The 23,340-nt window shown below is 55.5% G+C and carries 16 protein-coding genes; 4 read left to right on the forward strand and 12 right to left on the reverse strand.

Annotation, left to right across the window (positions count from 1 at the left end; genetic code table 11):
- Window positions 1–39 precede the first annotated feature (39 nt).
- The 9 genes from CEE69_RS09355 to CEE69_RS09395 form a co-directional block, all read right to left on the reverse strand.
- Window positions 40–780, reverse strand: coding sequence for a biotin--[acetyl-CoA-carboxylase] ligase (locus CEE69_RS09355; RefSeq protein ID WP_233215075.1), 741 nt, complete (start codon window positions 778–780; stop codon window positions 40–42).
- Window positions 781–797: 17 nt separating this feature from the next.
- Window positions 798–2,831 (reverse strand): c-type cytochrome domain-containing protein, encoded by a 2,034-nt coding sequence (locus CEE69_RS09360; protein WP_390179966.1) that lies wholly within the window; start codon window positions 2,829–2,831, stop codon window positions 798–800.
- 47 nt (window positions 2,832–2,878) lie between these two features.
- The gene (locus CEE69_RS09365; RefSeq protein WP_099260400.1) at window positions 2,879–5,374 is read right to left on the reverse strand and encodes a DUF1549 domain-containing protein; all 2,496 of its coding nucleotides are present in this window, start codon (window positions 5,372–5,374) and stop codon (window positions 2,879–2,881) included.
- Window positions 5,371–7,794 (reverse strand): PPC domain-containing protein, encoded by a 2,424-nt coding sequence (locus CEE69_RS09370; RefSeq protein WP_099260401.1) that lies wholly within the window; start codon window positions 7,792–7,794, stop codon window positions 5,371–5,373. The genes CEE69_RS09365 and CEE69_RS09370 overlap by 4 nt, the downstream gene beginning before the upstream one ends.
- 195 nt (window positions 7,795–7,989) lie before the next feature.
- Entirely contained in the window at window positions 7,990–9,309 is a 1,320-nt protein-coding gene (locus CEE69_RS09375; RefSeq protein ID WP_099260402.1) for a DUF1501 domain-containing protein, read from the reverse strand.
- 333 nt (window positions 9,310–9,642) lie between these two features.
- Window positions 9,643–10,287, reverse strand: a complete 645-nt coding sequence (locus tag CEE69_RS09380; protein WP_099260403.1) for a hypothetical protein — start codon at window positions 10,285–10,287, stop codon at window positions 9,643–9,645.
- Between the two features lie 88 nt (window positions 10,288–10,375).
- Window positions 10,376–12,355 (reverse strand): polyprenyl synthetase family protein, encoded by a 1,980-nt coding sequence (locus CEE69_RS09385; RefSeq protein ID WP_099260404.1) that lies wholly within the window; start codon window positions 12,353–12,355, stop codon window positions 10,376–10,378.
- Window positions 12,352–14,337: a prenyltransferase/squalene oxidase repeat-containing protein gene (locus CEE69_RS09390; RefSeq protein WP_390179968.1), complete on the reverse strand. Its 1,986-nt coding sequence runs from the start codon at window positions 14,335–14,337 to the stop codon at window positions 12,352–12,354. The genes CEE69_RS09385 and CEE69_RS09390 overlap by 4 nt, the downstream gene beginning before the upstream one ends.
- A 5-nt stretch (window positions 14,338–14,342) precedes the next feature.
- Complete coding sequence (locus CEE69_RS09395) at window positions 14,343–15,344, reverse strand: tetratricopeptide repeat protein (protein ID WP_233215077.1); 1,002 nt, start codon at window positions 15,342–15,344, stop codon at window positions 14,343–14,345.
- A 265-nt stretch (window positions 15,345–15,609) separates the two neighbouring features.
- Here CEE69_RS09395 and CEE69_RS09400 point away from each other — a divergent pair, with 265 nt between their 5' ends.
- The 3 genes from CEE69_RS09400 to CEE69_RS09410 all read left to right on the forward strand — a co-directional run bounded on the left by CEE69_RS09400 (window position 15,610) and on the right by CEE69_RS09410 (window position 19,064).
- Window positions 15,610–16,929, forward strand: coding sequence for a CpaF family protein (locus CEE69_RS09400; RefSeq protein ID WP_099260405.1), 1,320 nt, complete (start codon window positions 15,610–15,612; stop codon window positions 16,927–16,929).
- A 116-nt stretch (window positions 16,930–17,045) separates the two neighbouring features.
- Window positions 17,046–18,011 (forward strand): type II secretion system F family protein, encoded by a 966-nt coding sequence (locus tag CEE69_RS09405; RefSeq protein WP_099260406.1) that lies wholly within the window; start codon window positions 17,046–17,048, stop codon window positions 18,009–18,011.
- A 66-nt stretch (window positions 18,012–18,077) separates the two neighbouring features.
- Window positions 18,078–19,064, forward strand: coding sequence for a type II secretion system F family protein (locus CEE69_RS09410; RefSeq protein WP_099260407.1), 987 nt, complete (start codon window positions 18,078–18,080; stop codon window positions 19,062–19,064).
- 47 nt (window positions 19,065–19,111) lie between these two features.
- On the opposite strand, the gene CEE69_RS09415 is transcribed toward CEE69_RS09410, so the two are convergent.
- The 3 genes from CEE69_RS09415 to CEE69_RS09425 all read right to left on the reverse strand — a co-directional run bounded on the left by CEE69_RS09415 (window position 19,112) and on the right by CEE69_RS09425 (window position 21,451).
- The gene (locus CEE69_RS09415; RefSeq protein WP_099260408.1) at window positions 19,112–19,507 is read right to left on the reverse strand and encodes a response regulator transcription factor; all 396 of its coding nucleotides are present in this window, start codon (window positions 19,505–19,507) and stop codon (window positions 19,112–19,114) included.
- Between the two features lie 10 nt (window positions 19,508–19,517).
- Window positions 19,518–20,303 (reverse strand): alpha/beta hydrolase, encoded by a 786-nt coding sequence (locus CEE69_RS09420; protein WP_233215078.1) that lies wholly within the window; start codon window positions 20,301–20,303, stop codon window positions 19,518–19,520.
- Between the two features lie 107 nt (window positions 20,304–20,410).
- Complete coding sequence (locus tag CEE69_RS09425; protein WP_099260410.1) at window positions 20,411–21,451, reverse strand: galactitol-1-phosphate 5-dehydrogenase; 1,041 nt, start codon at window positions 21,449–21,451, stop codon at window positions 20,411–20,413.
- 301 nt (window positions 21,452–21,752) lie between these two features.
- Between CEE69_RS09425 and CEE69_RS09435 the strand changes: the two genes are divergently transcribed.
- On the forward strand, window positions 21,753–23,240 hold the full coding sequence (locus CEE69_RS09435; RefSeq protein WP_199169834.1) for a metallopeptidase: 1,488 nt from the start codon (window positions 21,753–21,755) through the stop codon (window positions 23,238–23,240).
- Window positions 23,241–23,340 lie beyond the last annotated feature (100 nt).

Here is a 23,340-nt window from a genome sequence, read left to right on the forward strand (position 1 = left end):
AAAGATTTCCGGTTCGACATCACACCCTCGGGGCCGTGCTCAATTCGAAAGGCCGCCGCGAACCCGCTGCACTTCGCCACTGTTGCATTGCTGCAACCCGCTGGCAGTCCGGAGCACCAAACTGCCGCCCTCGTCCAATCCTTCGCAGATTCCGCTGACAGGTTGACCACCGATCACGCACTGAACGTTCTGGCCTCGCAAAACGTTGCGATCCTCAAATCGATGCATCACGTCATTTGGATGCACAGCAGCCTCACCGATCACATCCAACAAATGTGGCCCAAGCATGTCCAGCAACTGCTCTTTAGAGATCAATCGTCCGGTGGCTTCGGAGATGGAGGTCGCCGGGACAAAGCCACCTGCGATCTGAGACAACCCCGGATGGCTTCGCAAGTTGCACCCGATGCCGATCGCGAAAATGGGGTCACCATCGGATGATGCATCCCCGTGCCGCTCGATCAGAATGCCGGCAACTTTACATTCATTCATCCAAACGTCGTTCGGCCATTTCAATTGGACGGTCGTGGGGCCGGCCAACATTTCGATTGTTTCCGCTACCGCCACACCGACCGCAATCGACAAGAGGTTCGGTGACGCTTTCGCAATCAACGTGCATGCCAATCCATCGTCGGCCGCGAACCACGACTTGCCGTGACGACCGCGACCGGCGGTTTGCTGGTCGGCCACAACCAGCTTCGGAAGTTCTTCGTCGAGCTGTTTGTCGCTCGCAGAACGCAGCCAATCCAGCGACCACGTGCTCGTGGAATCAACTGATGGCAAGCGAACAATCGATGCAATCACTGAATCGCTTCAGCCAGCAGTTGTCGTTTTTTCTCGACTTCACTGAGTTCACCAGCGACGGCGGCATATGACTTTTCAGCCTGCTCCGTAGCGACGCGAGCGACCTCAACGGCCTTCTCCATCTCAGCTCGCTTGGTCTGCAACGCGGCCAATTCGGTCTGCTGAGTCGTCACCGTCGCTGCCAACGCAGCTTCGTCCTTCTTCGCCTGCACGATCTGGCGACGTTGTTGAGCAATTTTGGAAAGCTGCTCCGCGAGCGATAGTTCCAAATCAGCTGCCTTGACCAAAGCTGCATCATCGGGCGATTCGCCCAGCCCAAGGCGTGAAGCGATTACCGAATCATGTGCATCACGAGACTTCGACACCAACGCGGGCAAGCCAGCAACCGTTTGTTCTCGCTGAGTCTTCTTCGCAGCGATTGCGGACTGATTTTTCGCGATCGCTTCGTTTTGTTGGGCGAGTTTGCTATCCATCTCCGCCAACGCTTTCTCAGCCGACTTCCAATTCGCCGTCGTCGCGTCACGTTTCTCTTGCAAAGGAGTCAACTTGACCTTGATCGATGCCAACGTTTGCTCGACGGCACCGATGCGTTCTTTGGCGGGCGGAGGATTGGCCGCCAGCTCTTGGATCTTCTTTGGATCCGAAATCGCTGAAACCTTGACCGAACCGGTCCAATCGCCATAGATCATCTGCGAACTGTCATGGGTGATCGCGACTTCCAAAACAGCTTCTGACGCCGCCGGTGTTTCGGTCAATTGCTTTCCATTTGCATCCCACAGCCGAACCTTGCGGTCTTTTCCTGCCGTGACGATTTGGCCTTTGTGATCAAACTGGACCGAGGTAACGCCGCCGCTTCCGGCATTGATCGAACGGATTGCTTTTCCGGAATTCACATCCCATAGCTTCACAGTGCCGTCTTCGCTGGCACTCGCAAGAACATTGGAATCATCGCGCCAGGAAATCGATCGTATCGCACCTTTGTGCCCTGCAAGGTCAAGGTAGAGTCGGCCGGTGTCCGCTTCCCAAACAAACAGTCCACCACTGCGATCTCCCGACGCAACCAAGACACCGTCCGGGCTGTAAGCGACCGAGTAAATCCAATCGGTGTGTTTCTTAATATCGAACAACTGGGTGCCATCGGTCGCATCGAAGATACGCAGCATTCGCTGGGGACCACCCAATGCGATCCGTGACATATTGTCATTCACGTCGGCATCAAACACGGTGTCCAATTCGTCGCCCACCTGAGCGACTCGTTCGCCGGTCTTGATGTCGTACACCGCCGCAATGCCTTGGACGCTGTGTTCGCCGCCACCGGCGATCAAGAACTGTCCATCACGACTGAAACGCAGCGACTGCGGAATGCCTTCTTCAAATGGAAGCACACCAAGCAGCTCAGAAGTTTCGGTGTGATACAGCGAGATTTGCTTTTGACCGGCAAGAGCAACCAGGGGAGCCCAGGGGCTGGCACCAATCGCGGTCGTCGCGGCAGCACGCTGAGTCACCACGGGGACTCGCTGAGGCAAAGCTTCGGGCATGGGAGGCGGACCTTCCGGGCGACCGCTCGATGAAGCCACAAACGCCAACGCGTTCTTCTTCTTCGCTTTGGCTTTCGATCCAGAGTTCTCCAGAATGCCGCCTTCGATCCACGACCGGATCACCTGCAATTGCTCCGCAGCGATCTTGGGTTGATTGGGAGGCATCACGGGCGTGTCGTCGTGATTCACCAATTGCCATAGCCGACTGGTTTCGGCATCGCCATCGTCATAGACAATTTCGCCGCTGCCGCCACCTTCCATCATCGCACCGTACGAATCCAACGCCAAACCGCCACGCTTGTCACTTTGGCTGTGGCAATTGAAGCAATGCTGACGAAGAATCGGTTTAACGTCGTCTTCGAACGTCACCTTCGCAGGCCCGTCGGTCGACTTGGCATCCGCAGCAAACACGCCAGCGGATGAACTTGCCCACAGAATGCTTGCCAGCGATAAAGCGACGTTTCCGAACCGCGTCGAACGCATGGAGTTCATTGAAAGATGCAGCAACATGTAATTGTCTATCAGTGAATAAAACGGAATCAGTGGTTGAAAACGAATTCGCGGCCGTTCAGCACCGCCCAGAAAACGTCTTCCATGACCGCTTGAGGTTGTGCACCTTCTTCGGCGAGCAACGTCTTCACCGACTCGCGTTCTTCCGTTGAAGGATCACGACTCAGTGCCCGGCGATAAATGCGATCGAGGACCACTTCAGGTTCGAGATTTTCATCGTTCAACCAACGCTTGATCAAACCACCTCGCACGATTTTGCTGTGAACGGAACTGCCGTTGAGCAAGTGCAATGCTTGAGACAGCGAAGGATCCGTAGTCGCTTCGCAATCGCACACGGTTGCTCGAGCTGAACGTCCAAACGTCGTCAAGAAATAGTTGGACGTTGCACCATCAGCGATCTGCACCGCACGACTACCGAGAGGCAAGCCACTGAATTTTTCAGGACTCTCGGTGACCTGGCAGATGCAATCCAGCAGACTTTCCGCAGGGACCCGGCGAATCGTCGCGTGAGCATAATTTCGCGAATCGTGGGCGTTGGATTCGTTGGTCGCTGTGCTGCGTCCATAGGCTCGGCTGGTGCAAATGTCACGAACCAGTTTACGGAAGTCATAGTTGTACTCAACCAACTTCTCACCCATTTCGTCGAACAACTCAGGGTTGCTCGGCGGATTGCTGACGCGAATGTCATCGACCGGATCGACCAAACCCGATCCCATAAAGTGGGCCCAAACTCGGTTGGCGATGCTCGTTGAAAAGAACGGGTTGTCGCCCGCCACCAACCAATCCGCCAACACTTCGCGGCGATCTTTTCCCTTCGTTTCTGGAGCGTCACCGCCCAAGAACTTAGGAGCCACGTTTGCGTTGGTCACCGGGTGTTTGGTTTCACCGCTGAATCGGTTGTAGACGATCTTTTCTCGGTAATCCTCGGCTTGCTTTCGCCCAACCTGGCTAAAGAAAGCGGTGAACCCGTAGTAATCGTCCATCGTCCAACGATCAAAGGGATGATTGTGACATTGGGCGCACTGCGTGCGAATTCCCATGAAGACCTGCGCGACGTTTTCTGCGGTCTTCAGTGTGTCCCGTTCGATCTCATAGAAGTTGGTCGCTGGTTCGCCGAAGGTACCACCGGTACTGGTCAGCAGATCATGAACCATTTCGTTGACCGGAACATTGCGAGCGAACTGGTCGGTCAACCAACTCGCGTACAGCATCGCGGATTTCTTGCTGACTTGGTTCGTGCTCTTGATCATCAACAATTGAGCGAACTTCATCGCCCAGATCTCGCTGAACTCTTTCCGTTCCAGCAATCGGTCGATCAGTGCCTCTCGTTTATCGGGAGCCACATCGTTGACGAACAAATTCAACTCTTCTTCGGTTGGCAACAACCCGGTGATGTCGATGGTTGCACGGCGAATGAATTCCGCGTCAGTGCACTGGCCACTTGGAACCAAACGCAATTGCTGCAGCTTTTTGTCGACCAATTCGTCGACGTAGCTGCTCGGCTGCGGCTCCGGTGCACTGTATTGCAAGTCGGTGGGCAATGTCAGAATCTGCGACCCAACCGTGTGGGTGTCAAACCGAGCCATCACAAACGCTTCGCCACGCGCACCTGCGGTCGCCAAACCGTTTTGATCCATCGCGGCGACCGATGCATCGTTGGTCGAGAAGGTTGCCAAGCGACTTAAGTCGCGAGTCGTCCCGTCCGCATAAGTCGCAACGGTCACGAAACGTTGGGTCGAGTCAGCGCCTTCCAAAACGGCTTGCTGAGGGTAGATCGCTACCGAAGTCACCGCGGGTGGCTGTGCATCGGCGGGGTCTTTGGGAGCTCCGGCCTTCAACCAATTGTGCATGGTTGCGTAGTAGTCCGAATCCACACCAAACAACTTGCCGCCGGTATGAGGTACAGAACCAACCGACTTTTTCAACAACAGACTTTCGGATGGAACGGCAAGATTGATCCGACGAACACCGATTTCTCGCGTGATCCGTTGATAGTCGCCATTTGGATCAAAGCCGAACAAGCTGAGGTTGAACCCGTCCTTGCCGCGAGCCGCACCGTGACATGAACCGGTGTTGCAACCTGAACGAGTTAGAGTCGGCATCACATCTTTGATGAAACTGACCGGTGGATGAGTCGCTGCCTGAGCGACTCGAACCTTGACTTCGACGCTTGTACCGCTGAAGCGCCCGTTCAATGTCGTTTCGCCATCGGCAAGCGGTCGCAGGATATAGCCGTCCAGTTTCGCCAGTTTGTCATCGCCCAACGACCAACGGACCTTGTCGGTGATATCTTCCGTCACTCCATCCTCTCGCCGCATGACCGCGACAAAAGATTGAAAGTCGGCGGCAGTCGTCAGCGAGATTTCTGGCGGATAAACCGAGAGATCCACTTTGGGCAGCTCGCCCGGTTTACTTTTGATAGCTTCCGGGGAAGCCGCGGAGACCGACCCAGCCGAGACCACCGCGATTGCAATCGCAGTGAGTCCCAACGCGTGAACAGTCAATCGATGGAAGGACCGGTTCATTTCGACTCCTTTTGCTGACGTAGTTGCTCCAAGCGACTCAGTGGCTTGGCGGCGGGCTTCGGTTTGGGTTTCGCTTCAGTTTTCTTCTCAGCGGGTGGATCTTTTTTGACCGGCAACGGTTTGTCGATCCGGATCTCGCCGGTGCCGTCCGTTTGGATCATTGTTTCACCGTCTCGGGTGATCAACGTTTGGACGACCATTGTCTTGTGCGTGCCAGGTTTTGCATCGGCCGCGACTTTCAGCTCGAACTGAACCGCCTCGGATCCGAGTTCCACTTTCTTCTTTGGCTCATCACACGTCACTCCGTTGGGAATTCCAACCAAGCGAACTTCGATGTTGCCTTCGATATCTCTGCGTTTGGTCATCCCAACCGCCAACATCGTTTCCGCACCTTGCTCGGCAGCTGATTTCGGGAATGCAAAATCGAAAACGGGTTCTTCCACTTCCAACATAATTGGAGAAGTGGACATCGTTGCCGTTCCGCGATTGGTTCCGTAGCTAACCTGCAACACCATCGGCCAACTTCCAATCGCTGCACTACCGTTTGCTGTGATTGGAATGATCACTTCGTTTTTGCCTTTGTCGATCCGTTTGCTGTTGTTCACGCCGACACCCGGTGGGTTGTAAAGCGTTCGGAAAGACACATTTCCTTCGAAGCCTTCATCACGCTTGATACGGACCAACAAGTCCTTGCTGCCACGGCGAAGGATGGGAGTCTTGGGTTGCACCACTTCGACACTGAATGGCATCGCTTCGCAGACTGCCAAGGCAGCTTTCTCGGTCTCGTAGCCAAACATTTCACGACGGTTCTGACCCAACACGACTTTGTGGTGTTGGTTGAATTTGCCGCGAATTTCGCGATCACCGATCTTGCCAACTGCTCCGACGTCGAAGAATGCGCCACCAAGGGCTGCGTCCTTCGTCGCATGGAGCACAACTGGGATTTCGACGCGACCTGCTGGCATTGGGAAAGTTTGAGCAGTCACTCCTTCAGGCAAACCTTCGACCAACGCATCAAACTGTTCGTTGAATTGATTTCGCCGAGCGGTCAACACCATCGCACCATGCCCACCGACGGGCACGGGAACCACCATCGCTTCGTCACGACGTAGTTCTTTCAAGGTCAATTCCAGCGACGGTTCACGACGGCTGAGTTCGATGACGTAGTTGTGGTTGGGACTTCCGCGACGCAGGTGGTCATAAACACGGACAAAGTGATTGCCATCCGCTGCGGCGTCGAAGTCAACCAAGCCGTCCGGATTCGATCCAATATCATCGCTGCCCTTGAGCGTTTTTCCATCGGGACCGAAGACGTGAATCACACCATCGAGTGGCGAACGCAGCGTTTTGCGAGCATGCAATTGAACTCGAACGCGATCACCTTTCTTGCATTCGAACGAATACCAGTCATAGCCGTCGCCCTCCTCAATCACGCCACATAACAAAGCGGGAAATTGACCAGGAGATGCTTGTGACTGCCCTTCGTTGGGTTCGGCCTCGGTCACGATCGGTGCGTCGCTGACTCGAATCCAGTTAGGAGAAGGTGAGACACCTCGATCGTCCTGATGAGTCACCGGCCACTCGGCAACAGGCTGACTGGGAAGCTGAACACTGGAATCCGTCACGGTCCCATCAACGTCAATCAACTTCGCTTGCAGCACTTCACCGTTGACACCGCCGGACGGAATAACAGTCACTGGACGAGGGAACGAACCGACGTGCAATCGGTAACCGCACTTGTTGGATGCTCCCAAGAATGAACTTTCACGCACGACGATTGTGTAGTCACCGGCTTCTTCGGGTGTGAACGAACACAAGCTGTCTTGTTGAAGCAGAGGCGAATCATCGCTGACTGCCACTTCAAATCGATCGGAATTCAAAATCGCGATCGCGGGATCAAAGATGTTCCGGTTGCGAAGTTCCTGGACCAATCGAATGCCTTCGATTTCGACAGTCAGTTTCTGACCGGCTTCCAAGTGCACTTTGAAGCAATCAACATCCTCACGATCGACGTTGCCTTCGATCGTGCGATCCATCTCAATGGACTGCGTTTCTTCAAACGAGTTGTTGGGTTCCACTTCGTTGACGATCGGCATCGCTCCCACGCCGATCAATCGCAGGTCGGTGATTCCCGATTTCGTAACCAAACGAATGGGATACAACCCAGGAGCGAGATTTTCGGCTGCCTTCAGCTTCACCGTCACCGATTTTTCATCAACAGGTTTGACCTCCAGAATTTCCAGCCCCGGCAAATCCGTCAAAACTTGAGTGGCGTCACCGAGCGAACTTCCGTGAAGCGTGATCGTCGATTCTTCACCGCGAACCACGCCAAGCGGACGCATGTAACTGATTTTCGGGAATGCCGCCGAAGCGGTTCCGACCACAAGCGTCGCACTCACGACCGCCGCGACGCCGAGCAAGCAGCGTTTGGCAGCACGTGAATTGAATGCAGAGAACACAGAAGCCCAGGGCTTCTTCGCCCAACGCGGTGACCGACGAGAAAATCGGTCTGCGCAAGCAGGGAGATTGTCGTGTGACATCACAACAAACCTTCGGTGGGATAGAGGCGGGGCGGGATAGGTGGGAATCGACCGTCGGTGACGTTGCGTCAGCGACTAGGTCAAGATTTTCTCAATGACGTTTCCGCCATCAACAATTTCGATGGGCCGATCGCCGGGTGCCATCAGCTCTTTATCAGCCACAATGCCGAGCAAACGATACATGGTCGTTGCCAAATCAGCAGGCGACACAGGATCCAACTCGGGTTCCGACGCGGTCGAGTCCGACGCACCGTGAATCATGCCGCCTTGAACACCACCGCCGGCCAGCATCACGCTGAAGACCTTTGGCCAGTGATCGCGTCCGGCGTCCGCGTTGATCTTCGGTGTGCGACCAAATTCGCTGGTGACCATGACCAACGTTTCGTCCAGCAGACCACGCTCACTCAAGTCATCGATCAGGACGGCCAAGCCTTGATCAAACGATGGCATTTGGCCTCGAATGCCCGACGTGATCGACGTGTGCATGTCCCAAGAGCCGTAGGTCATGGTGACCAAGCGTGAACCAGCTTCGATCAAACGACGGCACATCAACATTCGCGAACCGGCTTGATTGCGTCCGTAGCGATCGCGAGTCTTGTCGTCTTCCTTGGACAGATCAAACGCCGCCTTGGCTTCCGGTGTGTCCAACAGGTCATAAGCACGCTCGTAGAACGTGTTCATCGCACCAACATTGTCTGCTGACGTGCCGGTGACGAATCGCTGGTTCACCATTTCCAACGCACGTTTGCGACGCATGAAGCGAGCTTCGTCGACGCCGCCTGCCAAGTTCAAATCACGAACTTGGAAGTCACCGCGAGCCGGGTCGGCACCAAGTGCGAACCCGCCGTATGAGCTGGGTAGATACCCTGTTCCTGCGAACTCGTTGGGAACGTTTGGCACGCAAATGTAGGCTGGCAAATTGTTGCGTGGCCCGTACTCGTGACTGACCACAGCACCAAAGCTGGGGTAACTCAGCGCGGGGCTGGGTTTGTATCCCGTGAACATGTTGTGCGTACCACGCTCGTGTGCCGCTTCGCCGTGCGACATCGATCGAATGACACAGTACTTGTCGGCTCGTTTGGCCAACTGCGGCATCGCACTGCCGATGACTTCGCCCGTGTTGGTTTTGATCGTCCCCAGATCGCCACGATATTCCATCGGGCTGTAAGGTTTTGGATCCCATGATTCCTGTTGAGCCATCCCGCCGGGCAGGTAGATGTGGATGACACTCTTCGCCCTTGGTTTGACGAAGTCGTATTGTTTGATCTCAGCCGATGCTTCTCGCATCAACAACTGAGGCAAACTCAATCCAAGACCGCTGGCTGCTCCCGCAACCAAAAATCCTCGGCGACCAAACATGCCGGGCTGCGTCAGTGGGTTTCCGTGACAACGCATGTCTCTGATGCTCCTCAAATGAAGCGGGAAATGGGTTCGCCGCAACGACCGACTTCACGGTGCGCTCCGAGCAAATCCAAAAAGGGGTGGGACCTGGCTCGATCGTGGTGATCAAGTTCGGTGAAAGGTGGGATCCAACATTCGTGGACAGTGGCGGAGGTCTTCGTCTGCTTTTTTCGAGTCTGAAACACCTCGCAACATGAACGTTGGCGAGAACGATTCGTACCCTTAAAACATTCGCATCGTAGCAAGAACACTCATTGTGTCAATTAACTCACCGCCTACAGGGGGGAAGGATTCAATAGACTTTCCCCTCTTCCCAAGAGGCCCAGATCAGCCAATCGGGCCGTTTCCACGCACGATTTCAAGCAATTCGATCGCCGGGCGGTGATCACAGCGGATCAGTGCGGTTCGCCCGTAGACGACTTCCCCGACATGAAGATTCAGAAATTCTGCCAGGCGTTTTCCCGCGGTGACCTTCCAAAGTCGACACAATTGAACTTGGCGAAGCACGTTGTTTTCAATCAAAACTCGCCCGAGCGGAATCTGCCCGCTCGCGATTTGATGCCAAACCGATCGCGAGAGAGCAGATGGGTCCAAGCGAACGATTCCGTGCTGCACCACTCGCTGGGTGTCCTGAGTGACCAACGTGATTTCTCTCGTGTAGGCCTCCGTCGCGTCGAGTTCATCTGGATTGGCAACATCGACCGCTTGAGCCACCCGGCCATCGCGAAAACGGTTTCGGCGGCGATGAACGACCACGTCCACCGGTTCGCCGTGATAGTGCTCGACGGTCACCGTCATATGAGACTGATGATTCAGCAACGTGTCGAACGGCTCGGGAATGTCGGTCGCTAATTCGAACTCCGCCAGCTCACCAAAATCGCTGTAGAACTCTTTCAACAACGACTTCAAATCGACCTGTTCGGCGGACTCACTCAACGTTTCGATCTCGGAGGACGGTGAACCGGGAGGCATGAGCAACTTTCAAACGGAGTCCGCGTTGGGCGATGATCAGTTGGTTCCAACAAAACGCATGGCTGTTCGGTCGATGCAAGAAGCAGACCTATCGAGCGACCACGCCAATCTTCACGACGGCGGGCGAGCTTGACTGCTGGGCTTCTTCACCCGAGTCCGATGCATCAGGCCGCTCCAGGACGGTGTCGACCAAGAAATACAGCAACCGTCGCAAGCTTTCGTTTTCGATTTCGTCGGCGACTTGTTCCGCACGAGCCTGATGTTTGTCGATCAATTGCAAACTCATCTCGAACACGTTGGCTTTTTCATACAGCCGGCGTGCCGTGCTCAATCGCTCGCGATCTGACAACTCGCAATCAGGCTCCGCCAATGCGAGCAACCTTTCTTTGTCTTCATCTTCCAGATGCTGAAGCGCCAACGCCCACAACAAAGTCGGGCGTCCACCAATCACATCCGCACCAGCCGTCAGCTTGTTCGAGTCATCCCCAGCCCAGTCGTTCAGGTCGTTGATGATTTGGAAAGCAACCCCGAGGTTCCGGCTGAATTTGCGAATTGGATCGACCAGCAACGATGCATCGCCGGCCATTCGCACGCCGCTGTAAAGAGCGGCCTCAAACGCGGGAGAGGTCTTGAGAGCATAGATCTTGAGTGCGTCCAATGGCGTCAAACGGCGATCTTTCGCGTCTCGCCAAAGCAGCTCCGCACCTTGTCCCTCGGACAATCGAACGTGAGCGGCGGCCAACGAGTCCAGCAAATCGACTCGCGTTTCGGCATCGACTTCATCGCCCATCATATTGCGGCTGAGCAGACGATAGCCGAGCCCAATCAGGTAATCGCCGACGTTGATCGCCGTGGCGGTACCGAATCGTTGATGCACAGCGGGCTGACCGTAACGGAATGCATCGCCGTCTTCGATGTCGTCGTGCACCAAACTGGCTTTGTGAAACGTTTCGATGCTCAATGCCGCCCGACGAACCGCATCCGGCACACGATTGAGAACATCCTCTCCATCCGCTCCCGTGCCATCGCCGCCCATCATTGCGTCGTAGGCCGCCAATGTGATGAACGGACGCGAGTGCTTGCCACCACGAGCCAAGAAATCGAGAGCAATCGTTTCGGTTGCGGCGATCGGATCGACACCTTCCAGTTGGTCCGGTGTCACCGCGGGACGCGCCCCGTTTTCCGATGGAGTCGAATCCAGCATGCGAGTGCCTGGCGAATAAACGCCAGTGTTGTCGCCGCCCAGGTGACTCTCACGTTGCCGGGGTGCCAAACGCTCGAACAACGTGTCTTCGAACAGCAATCCAGCGGCTCGCATCAAGTGAACGTAGCTCTTTGTCTTTGCGGCCGCGGGCGTGTACGGCGTGCGAATCATTTGCTCCACCCAAGGTTCGTCGACCTTGGTGTTTCGGCAATCGCTCGACAGCAATGGAACCGCCATGCAGGGTATCCCGGCCAGCAATACTTTGTCGATCGCTTTTTCCAAAACGTTCAAACAAGCCACGCCAACAACGGCATCAACGTATCCACCGACAATGATTTTCATCACGACCGGTGAACCTTCGGCCACCAAAACTCGGTAGCCCATGTCTTCGGCGATCGAGCGGAAATCGGCGATGCTGCAAGCGCCGCATTCTTTGCAATTCATGCCGAATTGGTCGTATTCGGCGGGACAACCTTCGGCATGCTTCAAACAGTGAGGCAGCAAGAACAGTCGTCGTTCCGGTGGAACCGACGCGAGCGCGTCCGCCCAAAACTCGCTGCTGATCATCACCATCACCCAGCCAAGATAGCTCTCGGGCAAATCAGCCTCTTCGAGCATGCGGCGGGAGATCTGTTCCATCTCATCCTTGGTCATCGGATGAGAACGATCCAGCTTGGCGGCGACCTCGGCGCAACGGCCTCGCAAGCTTTCACGCATTGCCAACGTTTCTGGCACCTCCTTCAAATGGCTCGTCTTTCGACGTCGGCCTGAAGAGGTTCCTGGAACGGACACATCGCTCGATGCGTTCTCGTTCGGCGGGATAGATGCGGGAAGGGAGGGGGATCCGGTCGACAAGCCAATCACCTAAGTAGTTCGTCGCGTTGCATAACCCGGCCCAGTGCCGCGGTCGTGAAGACCAGCGGATAAAGCCGCTCGTAATACCAAAGTTTGGCAAAATAAAACCCGATCGGCCAAGCCACCTGGTGACGCTCGCGTTGCACGGCATCGATCAGCCAGCGGGTGCCGGAAAGTATAGCCGCTCGCAGCGATGAACGCATCGACGCATCCCAGAGGCTTCCATCCGAAATGTCGTTTGGACCAGACTGCCCGCCCTCGTTCCCCGGAATTCGAGCCCACCAACTCACCAGTGCCTCCACCGCGAGCGCAGTTTCTTCCAGAGAACTGATGGAACCCTCGGACAAAGCAAAAGTTTCGCGAACAGATTCGCCTCCGCCCCACCCCCCATCGCTATTCTGATTTTCAATCAAATAGCTCAGCCCACGAATAATCGCGTCGTGCCCCAACTCAGGACTGGCGTCGACCAACACACGTGACGTCCCGTAGACGGGGTTGTCCTCCTCCGCCCGATCTTGATTTCCAAACCACAGCGGCAGCCACGATCCATCGGGCTGCTGATTCTTTCGCAAGAAACCGAGACCCTTCCGAATCGCTCTTTCTCGTTTCTCGGAGGACCGATTCGGCAAGCAAGCGATCGCTCGAAGCGTGTGCGCCGTCAAATCATTGCTGCTGCGGTCAAAAGGCAGCTTTCCCCAGCCCCGGCAAAAAGTCGGCCACCCACCATCGCGATTCTGCAAACCCAGCAGCCAATCGACACCGCGATCACAGGCCTGCCACGTGTCCACCGCGTTCTGAGTGCTCGCACCCGAAGCCATTGACGTCGGCCACTCTCGCGAAAAATCATTCCCCAGCAGATCCGGCTTGGTCGTCGCCTGCATTCGCAGCGAGATGATCGCACCGGGAGTGTCATCCGCGTCCGGCACCGAACCGGACAAATCAGTCCAGCCCCAACCACCTGGATCAGCCCCCGTGAACGGATGCCGCTCTTTGTACTGACAACCTCGTTGCCACTGGATCAGTTCGTCGGTCGACCAAGTTCGATCGTCCTCGGGATCCATCGCCAGCGCGGTTGTCGCAAGTGATGTCACCCAGTTCGCCAGATTCGTATCGATCGGCCAACTGCCATCGGGCAACATCGACTCACGCAAGAAACGCAGGCCATTGCGAGTGACTTCATGCGAGGCACGTCCGCTCGCCGACAAAGACATCACAACAAACGCGGTTAACGGCGTGGCTTCCAAGTACCCGCCACTGGAAGGCTGCATCGAACGCAAAACATTCATGGATGGTTCGATGGCCGCACGTCGCACCAACGACCAAGGCGGCAAGCACCCGCCACCCTCGAGAAACTTCACCTGTCCAATCGCGACGAGTGCCGGCACTGCATAACTGACGACGGGCATTCCCACAAATCGGTACAAAGACTGCGGAACAACAGCGGCCTCGAACGGCAACGCCGAAACCTTTTTCCAAGGGACCAAGCCCGCGATCGCCATGTTGGTCAGGATCGGAACGACAAACGTTTTGTCCTTGCCATAGCGTTGCCGAAGGCCATCGAGCTCACCTGCCGATTCAATCCAACTTTTCAATCGCGAGACAGAATCGGCATTCGTTGCTTCACCAACGACTTGGTCCGACAGAGTCCACGCGGCCAAAACCAGGTAGCTGGTTGCGATGTTGCTGTGACTGCGATCGGTGTCGCCAAAACCGCCGTCGTCGTTCTGCTGATCCGAAAGCCAACGACGTCCGCTCTGAATTTGTTCCAACAACGCGGCCTTGTCCGAATCAGCCAATTCGCCCGACCGGACCGCGGCACTCATCGCACTGATCGCCGTCGCGGTCGACAACGCCGAGGCGGATAGTTCACCCGTCCAGTGTCCATCCTCCGTTCGCTGAGCCAGCAACTCGCCACGCAATTGATCCAGCGACGCACGCAATTCGTGCCGGTCCACCAATTTTTCCATCGCGTCTTCCACTTCCGAGATCATCTTCATCAGAAATCTTTCAACGCCTTCGCGATTTGCAGTTTTTCTCGGCATTGGTCGCGGTAAGCGTCAATGTTCGCTTCTTCAAGTGCCGCTTCGTAGTGCTTGATTGCTTCGGCCTTCTTCAAGTGAGCCAGAAACAGATTCGCGAGCGTACGGTGCCACTGATACAAACTTCGCTTGGCTCGTTTGCCAGGACCAATCGCGTCGGCTGCCAAAGCTGCTTTCAAGGCCTTCGCTTTCTCACCTGCTTGTTCCCAGCAGTAAGCGGCTTCCATCAAGCAAAACGCTTTCGCCTCATCGGTTTCTTCCGACACCGCTTCATACCTCTTCGCGGCGGCCTCGAAATTTCGCGTGAGACGGTCGCAAAACGCTCGATTGATCTTCCACTCAACATCAAGCGGTTTGCCTTCTTCTTCGTTCAGCTTCAACAACCGATCGATGTACTCACCACGTTTCGCGTGATCACGCGCGACGTTGTACGTGTAAGCCTCCATGATGACGAGTGCCGTTCGGTCCTTTGGGTCCTCCTCCAGTTGCTTTTCGTAGCGAGCCTTCATCTCATTGGCCCAACCCTTGCGCCGTGCGATCGCGTTGACTGATCCAATCGACAAAGAAGCGAAGGCAGGGTAGGGAGCGTTCTCCACCGTATACTCAAGCGATTCGAACATTTTGTCTTGGTCGCCCAACTCAGCATGCACTGAGATCAACGTCCGATGGGCATCCGCCTTTTCTCGGTCGCGTGTTGCCAGTTCGATCGCAGCGTTCAGAGCAGACTTGGATTTTTCAAAATCACCCGCCTCTCGAGATCGAAAAGCAGCCGAGTAAGCCTGCCGAAAATTGCTGTATTCGTCATCGGCGTCACCCGAAACTGCGTTGGTGGCAACCGACTCCGTCGTCGAACCAGCCTTCTCCTGCGCGATGGCGAATCCCCCCGATCCAAACAGCACGATCACGATGCCCCAACTGGGAACCAAATTGCTTTGCAGTACCGTCCGCCTTCGAGTCATGGTGATTTCCGTGCATGGGTGGTGATGAAGTCCAGAGCGAAGACCAAAGCGTCATCGTATCAAAGCAGCCTAATTCAAATTGCAACGGTTCATCTTTTCCAACGCGCAGCCTCGTCATAACCGGCAAAGCCTCTTCAGAGCGTTCAATTTTGCAGGATCGTGTTGCGTTTTGACGACATGCGCACTGTTTAGGTCGTAGGGTTGGGTGAGTCATTTCAGGCACTCTGTGAGGGTGCCCGACACACCGTCAAGGATTTACAGAACTATGCGACAAGCAGCGCCTCCACAACGTCCCGAAGCGAATCGCCAAGAACAATTCGAGCAAATCAAAAGCCGTATCCACGGTAAATTGGTCGACAAGCTGGATCTATCGCGTGTCGGTGACCTCCAAGGCGACACGCTCAAACGTGAAATTCGCATGGTGGTCGAACACCTGTGCGACGCCGAAGACACGCTGCTGAACCGACAAGAACGTGAACGAATCGTTGACGAAGTCTTGGACGAAACCTTTGGACTAGGTCCATTGGAATTGATCCTGAAAGACCCCAAGGTCAGCGATATCCTGATCAACGGCCCGAAGAACATTTATGTCGAGAAGGGCGGCCAGATGCAGAAGACCGACGTGGAATTCCGCGACGGCAAGCACCTTCTGCAGATCATTGACCGAATCGTTAGTAAAGTCGGCCGTCGTGTCGATGAAACCTGCCCAATGGTCGACGCTCGCTTGGACGACGGCTCGCGGGTCAATGCGATCATCCCGCCATTGGCACTCGATGGGGCTGCGGTTTCGATTCGTCGTTTCGGTAGCAACCCACTGCGACTGGAAGACCTGCTCAACTACCGAGCCTTCACACCGGAAATGGTGATGTTGCTCGAAGGCTGCATCAAAGCTCGCCTGAACATGATCATCGCCGGTGGTACCGGTTCTGGTAAGACGACGCTGTTGAACACGCTTTCCTCCTTCATCGGCCACGAAGACCGAATCGTGACGATCGAGGATGCGGCCGAGCTTCAATTGCAACAAGACCATGTTGTGCGATTGGAAACGCGACCGCCCAATATCGAAGGCAAGGGTGCCGTCACTGCGACGGACTTGGTCAAGAACGCACTGCGGATGCGTCCTGAACGAATCATCATCGGCGAATGCCGTGGTGGTGAAACGCTGGACATGCTGCAGGCCATGAACACGGGTCACGACGGATCGCTCACAACGATTCACGCCAACACGCCCCGTGACGCCATCGCTCGTTTGGAAACGTTGGTGATGATGTCCGGTTTCGAATTACCGGTCAAAGCCATCCGTCAACAAGTCAGCGGTGCGGTGGACGTTTTGATCCAAGCCAACCGTTTGCAAGGTGGACCACGTCGCGTCACCGCGATCACTGAGGTCGTCGGAATGGAACAAGACACGATCATCTTGCAGGACATTTATCGATTCAACCAAACCGGAATCAACTCCGAAGGCAAAGCCCAAGGGCAATTTGTCTGTAGCGGAGTTCGCCCAAGCTTCATGGACAAGTTGGAAGCTGCCGGCGTGCGTTTGCCCGCCAGTGCCTTCCGTGAACGAGTCATGATGGACGCCTAATCGGCGGCAACCAATACGCCGTGCCCAACATTCTGTTGTGGCACGGTGTCTGAAACGCCTCGGAAGCTCCCTTAATCAACCAAAGTTCGACTCCCCCCTCTTCAATCAACGCTCCCATGTCATCCATCATCATCATCGTCGCCGCCGGGGTATTTGTTGCCTCGCTCATCGCGTTCGGTGCATCTGTTTTGATGCCCTCGGAAGAAACGACCGCGACGGAAGATCGCCTGACTCAACTCGCTCATGGGAAACGCGGAGCAGAGTCCGAAAACAGCACGCCATCGTTCTTACTGAACGACCTGGATGATGCGACCGGGCTCTTGAAAACCGTGATGGACCGCCTGCCCGCGGTTCACAAGATCCTGGAACAAGCGGACCTCAACCTCACAGTGACCAAGTTTGCGATGATCTGTGGTGCCTGCTTCGCCGCAGGAATCGCGCTGTGCGCGGTCACACCGGTGCCGATTTTACTGGGCCCCGTTGTTGGTGCGGTGTTTGTCGGCGGGCCAGTTTTCTATGTCACTTTCAAACGCAAACGCCGCTTGAAACGATTCGGCGAACAAATTCCTGAAGCTCTCGAATTGCTTGGTCGCTCGCTCCGAGCGGGCCACTCGCTGAACGCTGGCTTTGGATTGGTCGGTGACGAAATGGAAGCCCCTTTGGCAACCGAATTTCGCCGTTGCTTCGAAGAGCAAAAGTTCGGCATCCCACTTGAAGAATCCATCGAAGACATGGCGGAACGCGTCCCCAACATGGACATCCGGTTCTTTGCGACCGCCGTGATTCTGCAGCGACAAACCGGGGGTGACTTGAGTGAAATCCTCGACAAGATCGGACACCTTGTTCGTGAACGATTGCAGATTCTCGGAACGATCCAAGCCCTCACCGGGGAAGGCCGAATGAGCGGTGCCGTGCTGCTTGCTTTGCCGCCCGTTTTGTTCCTGGTCATGTTGAAAATCAATGCCGAATACGTGTTGATGCTTTTCACGGACGAACTCGGACGCATGGCACTGGGAATGGCTCTGGTCACTCAGTTGCTCGGAGCTTTGGCGATCAAAAAGATCATCACGATCAAAGTCTAGATCCGCCGCCCATCCCCGTCGCGTTCTCCTCTCTTTCGCTCATTGCACTTCGCACAACTCAGTCCCATGTTCACACTCTCAATCGCTCCTGAACTCATCGGCTTCCTCAGCCCGTTGACTCTGACCACCATCGCGATTTTTGCTTCGGTGACATCCTTCGCTTGGTTCGTCCTCAGCAAAGTGGGCGGCGACGATCAGGCTCCCGCGGAATCACGCTTGGAACGAATGAAAGATGCCAAACGTGGCATCCGCGACATCGCTGCTGACGAAAAGCAACGCACAAAGAACGAAGCGTTGACCGAAGCTCTGGAGAAAGCGGCAACGCCGATCGCCAGCTCGGTCTCCGGCAACGAAGAAGAGATGGGCAAGCTTCGCGAAAAGCTGGTCAACGCTGGCTTTCGTCGCGAAAGTGCTCCCGTCATCTTCAAGCTGATCCAACTCGTCTTCACCGGCGTCGGCCTGATGCTTGGTGGCGTTACTGGAGCGGTTTTGGACGGTTTGACCCAGGACATGATCATAAAGCTTTTGCTCGGCATGATCGGCGGCTTCATGCTGCCATCCTTGGTCTTGGGCTTCATGGCCAGCAAACGCCGCGAAAAGATTTTCTTGGGTCTGCCTGACGCGTTGGACTTGATGGTCGTCTGCGTCGAAGCCGGCTTGGGTCTCGACCAAGCACTCCGCAAAGTGGCCGAAGAAATGCAGAAGAGCCACAAATCAATTGGTGAAGAATTTTCAATCTCGAATCACCAGTTGCAACTTGGCCGGCCCCGTGCAGAAGTTCTATCTGGCTTGGGTTACCGCAGCGGTGTCGATGACTTGAAGCAACTCGCATCGATCCTGATCCAAGCCGACAAGTTCGGATCCAGCGTGGCTCAAGCCCTTCGGGTTCAGAGCGATTCGATGCGAACCAAACGTCGTCAAATCGCGGAAGAGAAAGCAGCCAAGACGGCCGTGAAGATGATCTTCCCGCTCGTGCTGTTCATTTTCCCTGGCATCTTCGTGGTCCTTGTTGGACCAGCGGCGATCAACATGTATCGCCAAATGCTTCAGTGAGCTGTCGCTCACATTGGAATGCCAGGTCGCTCAAAGCAACCTGAGACCTACTTCAGCAATCGATGAACCGCTTCCAGAAGTTTTTCGATCGCGAATGGTTTGCGGATGTATTCACTCACACCAAGCAATTCCGCGTACGCTTGATGGCGACTGCCTTCGTTGCCCGTGATCATGATCACGGGGACGGGCAGCTCGTTTTCGCGTCGCATCTTTTCGAGAACCAAGAATCCGCTTCGCTTGGGCATCATCATGTCCAAGATCATCAACTGCGGATTCTCACACTCGGCCAACGCGAGTGCTTGATTGCCATCTCGCGCGACCACCACTTCGTAGCCGTTAGATTCCAACGCGTACGAAACCGACTCGATGATTTCCGCGTCATCATCCACAACTAGGATTTTCGCGGTCGAGGTGGAGCTATCCGACTGGGCAGGGGTGTTCATCAAGTAGCGATCAATTGGCGGAGAAATCGATCGGTGACAATCCCTCGTTGGGACGAACCGTCGAATTTTCCGCGGTGGACTCGGTGCGTGGTTGCACGATGGTATCAAAACACCATTGGTCAATGTCACGCAACGCCACCGCGTTCATGACATCATCACCTCGGTACTGGCGAATTTCAACACGAGCCCGGATGGTTTCCGCGGCAATGATGCCACGCTTGAGTTGTTCGGGGCAATCGTCGACGCCATTGATGGCTTGCTGCCACAAAATCGGCAACCTGCGTTCGCGAAGCCGATGATACTCCCGCATCACGCTTTGACTGGACGGGAAATGACCACCCATCATCGCGACCCCGCCAAATCGATCGGGTTCCATCAACGCGATTCGGCAAGCCATTGTGGCGCCGCTGCCGTATCCGGCAATCAAAATGCGATCGCAGTGAATCGACATTTCCGACTGGGCATGTTCGATCGCTTCCATCACAGCATCACGAGCGGATGCAATCGCTGACGTTCCTTCCGACCAATCGAATCCCCAACCGCGAACATCCGTGGCTTGGTTTCCGCGGACACCGACACCGACGTAGTTGCGAACGCTGACGTGCGGGAGGACTTGTTCGACCTGCAATTCATTGTGGCCGCCGTGATGGAGCCAGACCACCAAGGGATAGTCGTAGGACGGCGTGTAATGCAGCGGAGTGACAATCGACAGAGGCCGACGAAGCCGCTCGGGCCGTACCGAAGAAGGCTCCTGAGTCGGATACGAGCGCATTCGGCTTGCAAACGGGTCGCTCATCTTTTGTCCTGAATCGGTCAATGGGTAGTCAGCGAAACGTGACGGTGGGAAATTAGTTTCACGCCGCCATCAATGTCAACGTCGAAATGCCATCTGGTTTTCGGATCTCATTCCGATCGAGGGCAAACCAACACCTTCATTTGCTCCGCATCACCGGCGTGCAAGCGGTCAAACCATTTCGGACCATCCGCCAAAGAAATTTTGGCAGTGATCAAGGGTTCGACGTTGATGACGCCACGATTCATCAAATCGATGCACTGTGGGTACTCACCATTGCATCCACAGGTGCCTTGCAACCGAATTTCTCGAGTGACGACCGATTGCAGTGGCAGCTCGATGGTTGGTGACACGTTGCCGACCAAGGTGACCGATCCGCCTTTGCGAACCGATTCAATTGCAGTTTTGACCGTGGGTGTGGCACCGACCACTTCCAACGCCACATCCGCACCGCGGCCACCGGTCAGTTCTCGGACTTTTGCGGGAACGTCGACTTGATCGGCCCGCAACAAAACATCGGCTCCCAACGCACCGGCTGTTTCCAAGCGTTTGTCATTCAAATCGACAGCGATGACTTGAGTTGCACCGGCCGCACGAACCGCTTGAACCGCCAACAATCCGATCATACCGGCGCCAACCACAACGGCGGTGTCACCCAGCTTGATTGGCGTGACTTCCGCCGCGTGAACCGCGACGCTGACCGCTTCCACCAATGCAGCGTGCTCGAAGGGCAGGGTGTCCGGTAATCGATAGACAATTCGGCGGGGCACCGAGATTCGCTCCGCGAATGCACCGTGACGTCGATAGTCACCGCACGAAACGCCGAGAACCATCCGGTTGTCGCAAAGGTTTCCGTGTCCTTCGCGGCAGAAATCGCAGTTTCCACAAGACACCATGGAGTCAAACGTCACGCGAGCACCGAGCTCCAAATCGTTGACGTTCTCGCCGACCTGCACCACCACACCAGCGGCTTCGTGCCCCATCACCAAGGGCGGAATGCGCCGGCCGGTGCTGCCGTCGTACCCGTGAATGTCACTGCCGCAGATCCCACACGCTTCGACTTGGACCAAGACGTCATCGGGCCCGACCTCAGGCTCATCCACGTCCGTCACTTGCATGTTTTTGTATTCGGTCAGCAACAATGCCTTCATGGTGCAACGCTTCAGTGGGTGGAGTAAGACGTGGACGCACGGGATTCTATGCCAAATCCGAGGGCGTGGAAACGATGGCCAGCGAGAAACAGTCTCGCAACGGGCAAGCCCGATTCAATTCAAGCGGACCCGCGAAGTAGACTGCTGGTCACGAATTTCGTTTTGCACATCGGCACGGACTTCGCGACGCAACTGAGATTGGCGGCACGAGCCTGGCGGAACTTCGATTCTGGTGCCAATTGAATTGCGGAAACCAATTCACTGACGTCCACCACACAATCTGAAAAACGGTTCGTTTCCAATGAAACTTCCCCGCTTCCGCCCATCTCAGGCCGCCGCGCTTCCGTCGGCGTTTTTGATCGCTTTGACGTTCGCCTCATCGATCGCCAACCCGAACGCTGCGATTGCTAGCAATTCTGATTCTGCAATCCAGGTCGAGAACCACGAAACCGGATCCGAAGTCCAGTACAGCGTTGTCCTTCTGCGAGGCACGGTGCCGTCTGAAAATGACGCTCCTATGACGATCGTCAACAAAAATGCCCCGGCAGGTGCAAATGAGGTCAAAGTGCTGACCGACGGCAAGCGTTTCAAAGCGTTGGTGGAACTATCGGAGGGAAAAAACGCAATCCAATTGAAGCACGGCTCGGCTCCGGCAACCGAATTGGTCCTGACCTACAAACCACAAAACAATCCGCATTACGTGCGATTGATTTGGATGACCGACCAGTCAGGTGAAACCGACTTTGCGGCGCCGGATGATTCCGTCACACAAGACTACGCGAACCGACTTCGCACCGCGGCGTTGCTGATGCAAACTTTCACCGCCGAAAGAATGAAGGACTTGGGCTACGGTCCGCGAACCTTTGCTTTGGAACACGACGAAAGCGGGCAGGTCGTCGTTCACACTTGGAAAGGCGACGAAGACAAGCAGGACTACTACGCACAAGCCGATAACAACCGTTGGTGGCAACAAGTCCGTCGTTGGATCAACAATGAACACCCTGACCGGCTCGCAAAGAACGTTGTACTGGCCGCCTACACACGCAAAGACCCTCGCACCGGAAAGATGCTCGGACACACCGCTCTTGGTGGGGCCAACCTGGGATTGTTCGGCAGTGCGTCGGTGTTTTGTTGGCCGCGTGACATTCAATCCGCGATGGATGTCTTTCAAGACAACGCCGCGGTCGATGCAACTCACGTTCACGACGACAGTGCATTCCGAGGAACGATTTGGGCGTTGGCTTCGACCACGATCGGAGCCACGTTGCACGAGACCGGCCACGCGATGGGACTGCCGCACTGCACCGACAACATGGGCATCATGACGCGAGGGTTTGATCACTTCCATCGCGTGTTCACGTTCGCTGATCCACCCAGCAACCAAAACAAACAGACCCGCAAATTTTCACCCGAACAAGAAGCCTACTTCTCTCCGGTCAGTGCCTCGTTCCTACGCTGGAGCCCATGGTTTCAGCTCAACGCCGCAACGACGGAGTCATCTGGTCGATCGAGGTCACGACCAAGTGTCGAAGTTGATGAAGAGGCACAATTGGTACGAATCAAAAGCGACTCCGGCATTCCATGGATTGGCTTCCATTCCAAAGATCGAATCGAGACTTTTCGCGAGTACGGTTCGCATGACGCGGGAGCCGATGACCATCCAAAAACAATCGATCTCACTTTCGATCAAATCCAGGACATGAAGCCGGGCACCGACATTCGGCGTATCGTTGTCGTCGACAGCAACGGAGCGTCTCGGAACGTTTCGCTTCCGCAGACTGCGTCTTGATACCAACAGTTGCGAGGGCCAATGACCTTTTCAGTCTGAGCTAATTGGCCGATGGCCCAGTTGCTTCGTAGAAACCGGTGCTAACGCAATTCGGCCAACC

Source organism: Rhodopirellula bahusiensis, assembly GCF_002727185.1.
In the GTDB taxonomy this organism is placed as follows: Bacteria; Planctomycetota; Planctomycetia; order Pirellulales; family Pirellulaceae; genus Rhodopirellula; species Rhodopirellula bahusiensis.

Coding starts and splice junctions, on each gene's coding strand:
- CEE69_RS09420 (WP_233215078.1), bottom strand. CDS start 20,303: ATGAGCGACCCGTTTGCAAGCCGAATGCGCTCGTATCCGACTCAGGAG.
- CEE69_RS09425 (WP_099260410.1), bottom strand. CDS start 21,451: ATGAAGGCATTGTTGCTGACCGAATACAAAAACATGCAAGTGACGGAC.
- CEE69_RS09365 (WP_099260400.1), bottom strand. CDS start 5,374: ATGAACCGGTCCTTCCATCGATTGACTGTTCACGCGTTGGGACTCACT.
- CEE69_RS09435 (WP_199169834.1), top strand. CDS start 21,753: ATGAAACTTCCCCGCTTCCGCCCATCTCAGGCCGCCGCGCTTCCGTCG.
- CEE69_RS09405 (WP_099260406.1), top strand. CDS start 17,046: ATGTCATCCATCATCATCATCGTCGCCGCCGGGGTATTTGTTGCCTCG.
- CEE69_RS09390 (WP_390179968.1), bottom strand. CDS start 14,337: ATGATCTCGGAAGTGGAAGACGCGATGGAAAAATTGGTGGACCGGCAC.
- CEE69_RS09375 (WP_099260402.1), bottom strand. CDS start 9,309: ATGCGTTGTCACGGAAACCCACTGACGCAGCCCGGCATGTTTGGTCGC.
- CEE69_RS09380 (WP_099260403.1), bottom strand. CDS start 10,287: ATGCCTCCCGGTTCACCGTCCTCCGAGATCGAAACGTTGAGTGAGTCC.
- CEE69_RS09410 (WP_099260407.1), top strand. CDS start 18,078: ATGTTCACACTCTCAATCGCTCCTGAACTCATCGGCTTCCTCAGCCCG.
- CEE69_RS09415 (WP_099260408.1), bottom strand. CDS start 19,507: ATGAACACCCCTGCCCAGTCGGATAGCTCCACCTCGACCGCGAAAATC.
- CEE69_RS09360 (WP_390179966.1), bottom strand. CDS start 2,831: ATGAACTCCATGCGTTCGACGCGGTTCGGAAACGTCGCTTTATCGCTG.
- CEE69_RS09395 (WP_233215077.1), bottom strand. CDS start 15,344: ATGACTCGAAGGCGGACGGTACTGCAAAGCAATTTGGTTCCCAGTTGG.
- CEE69_RS09400 (WP_099260405.1), top strand. CDS start 15,610: ATGCGACAAGCAGCGCCTCCACAACGTCCCGAAGCGAATCGCCAAGAA.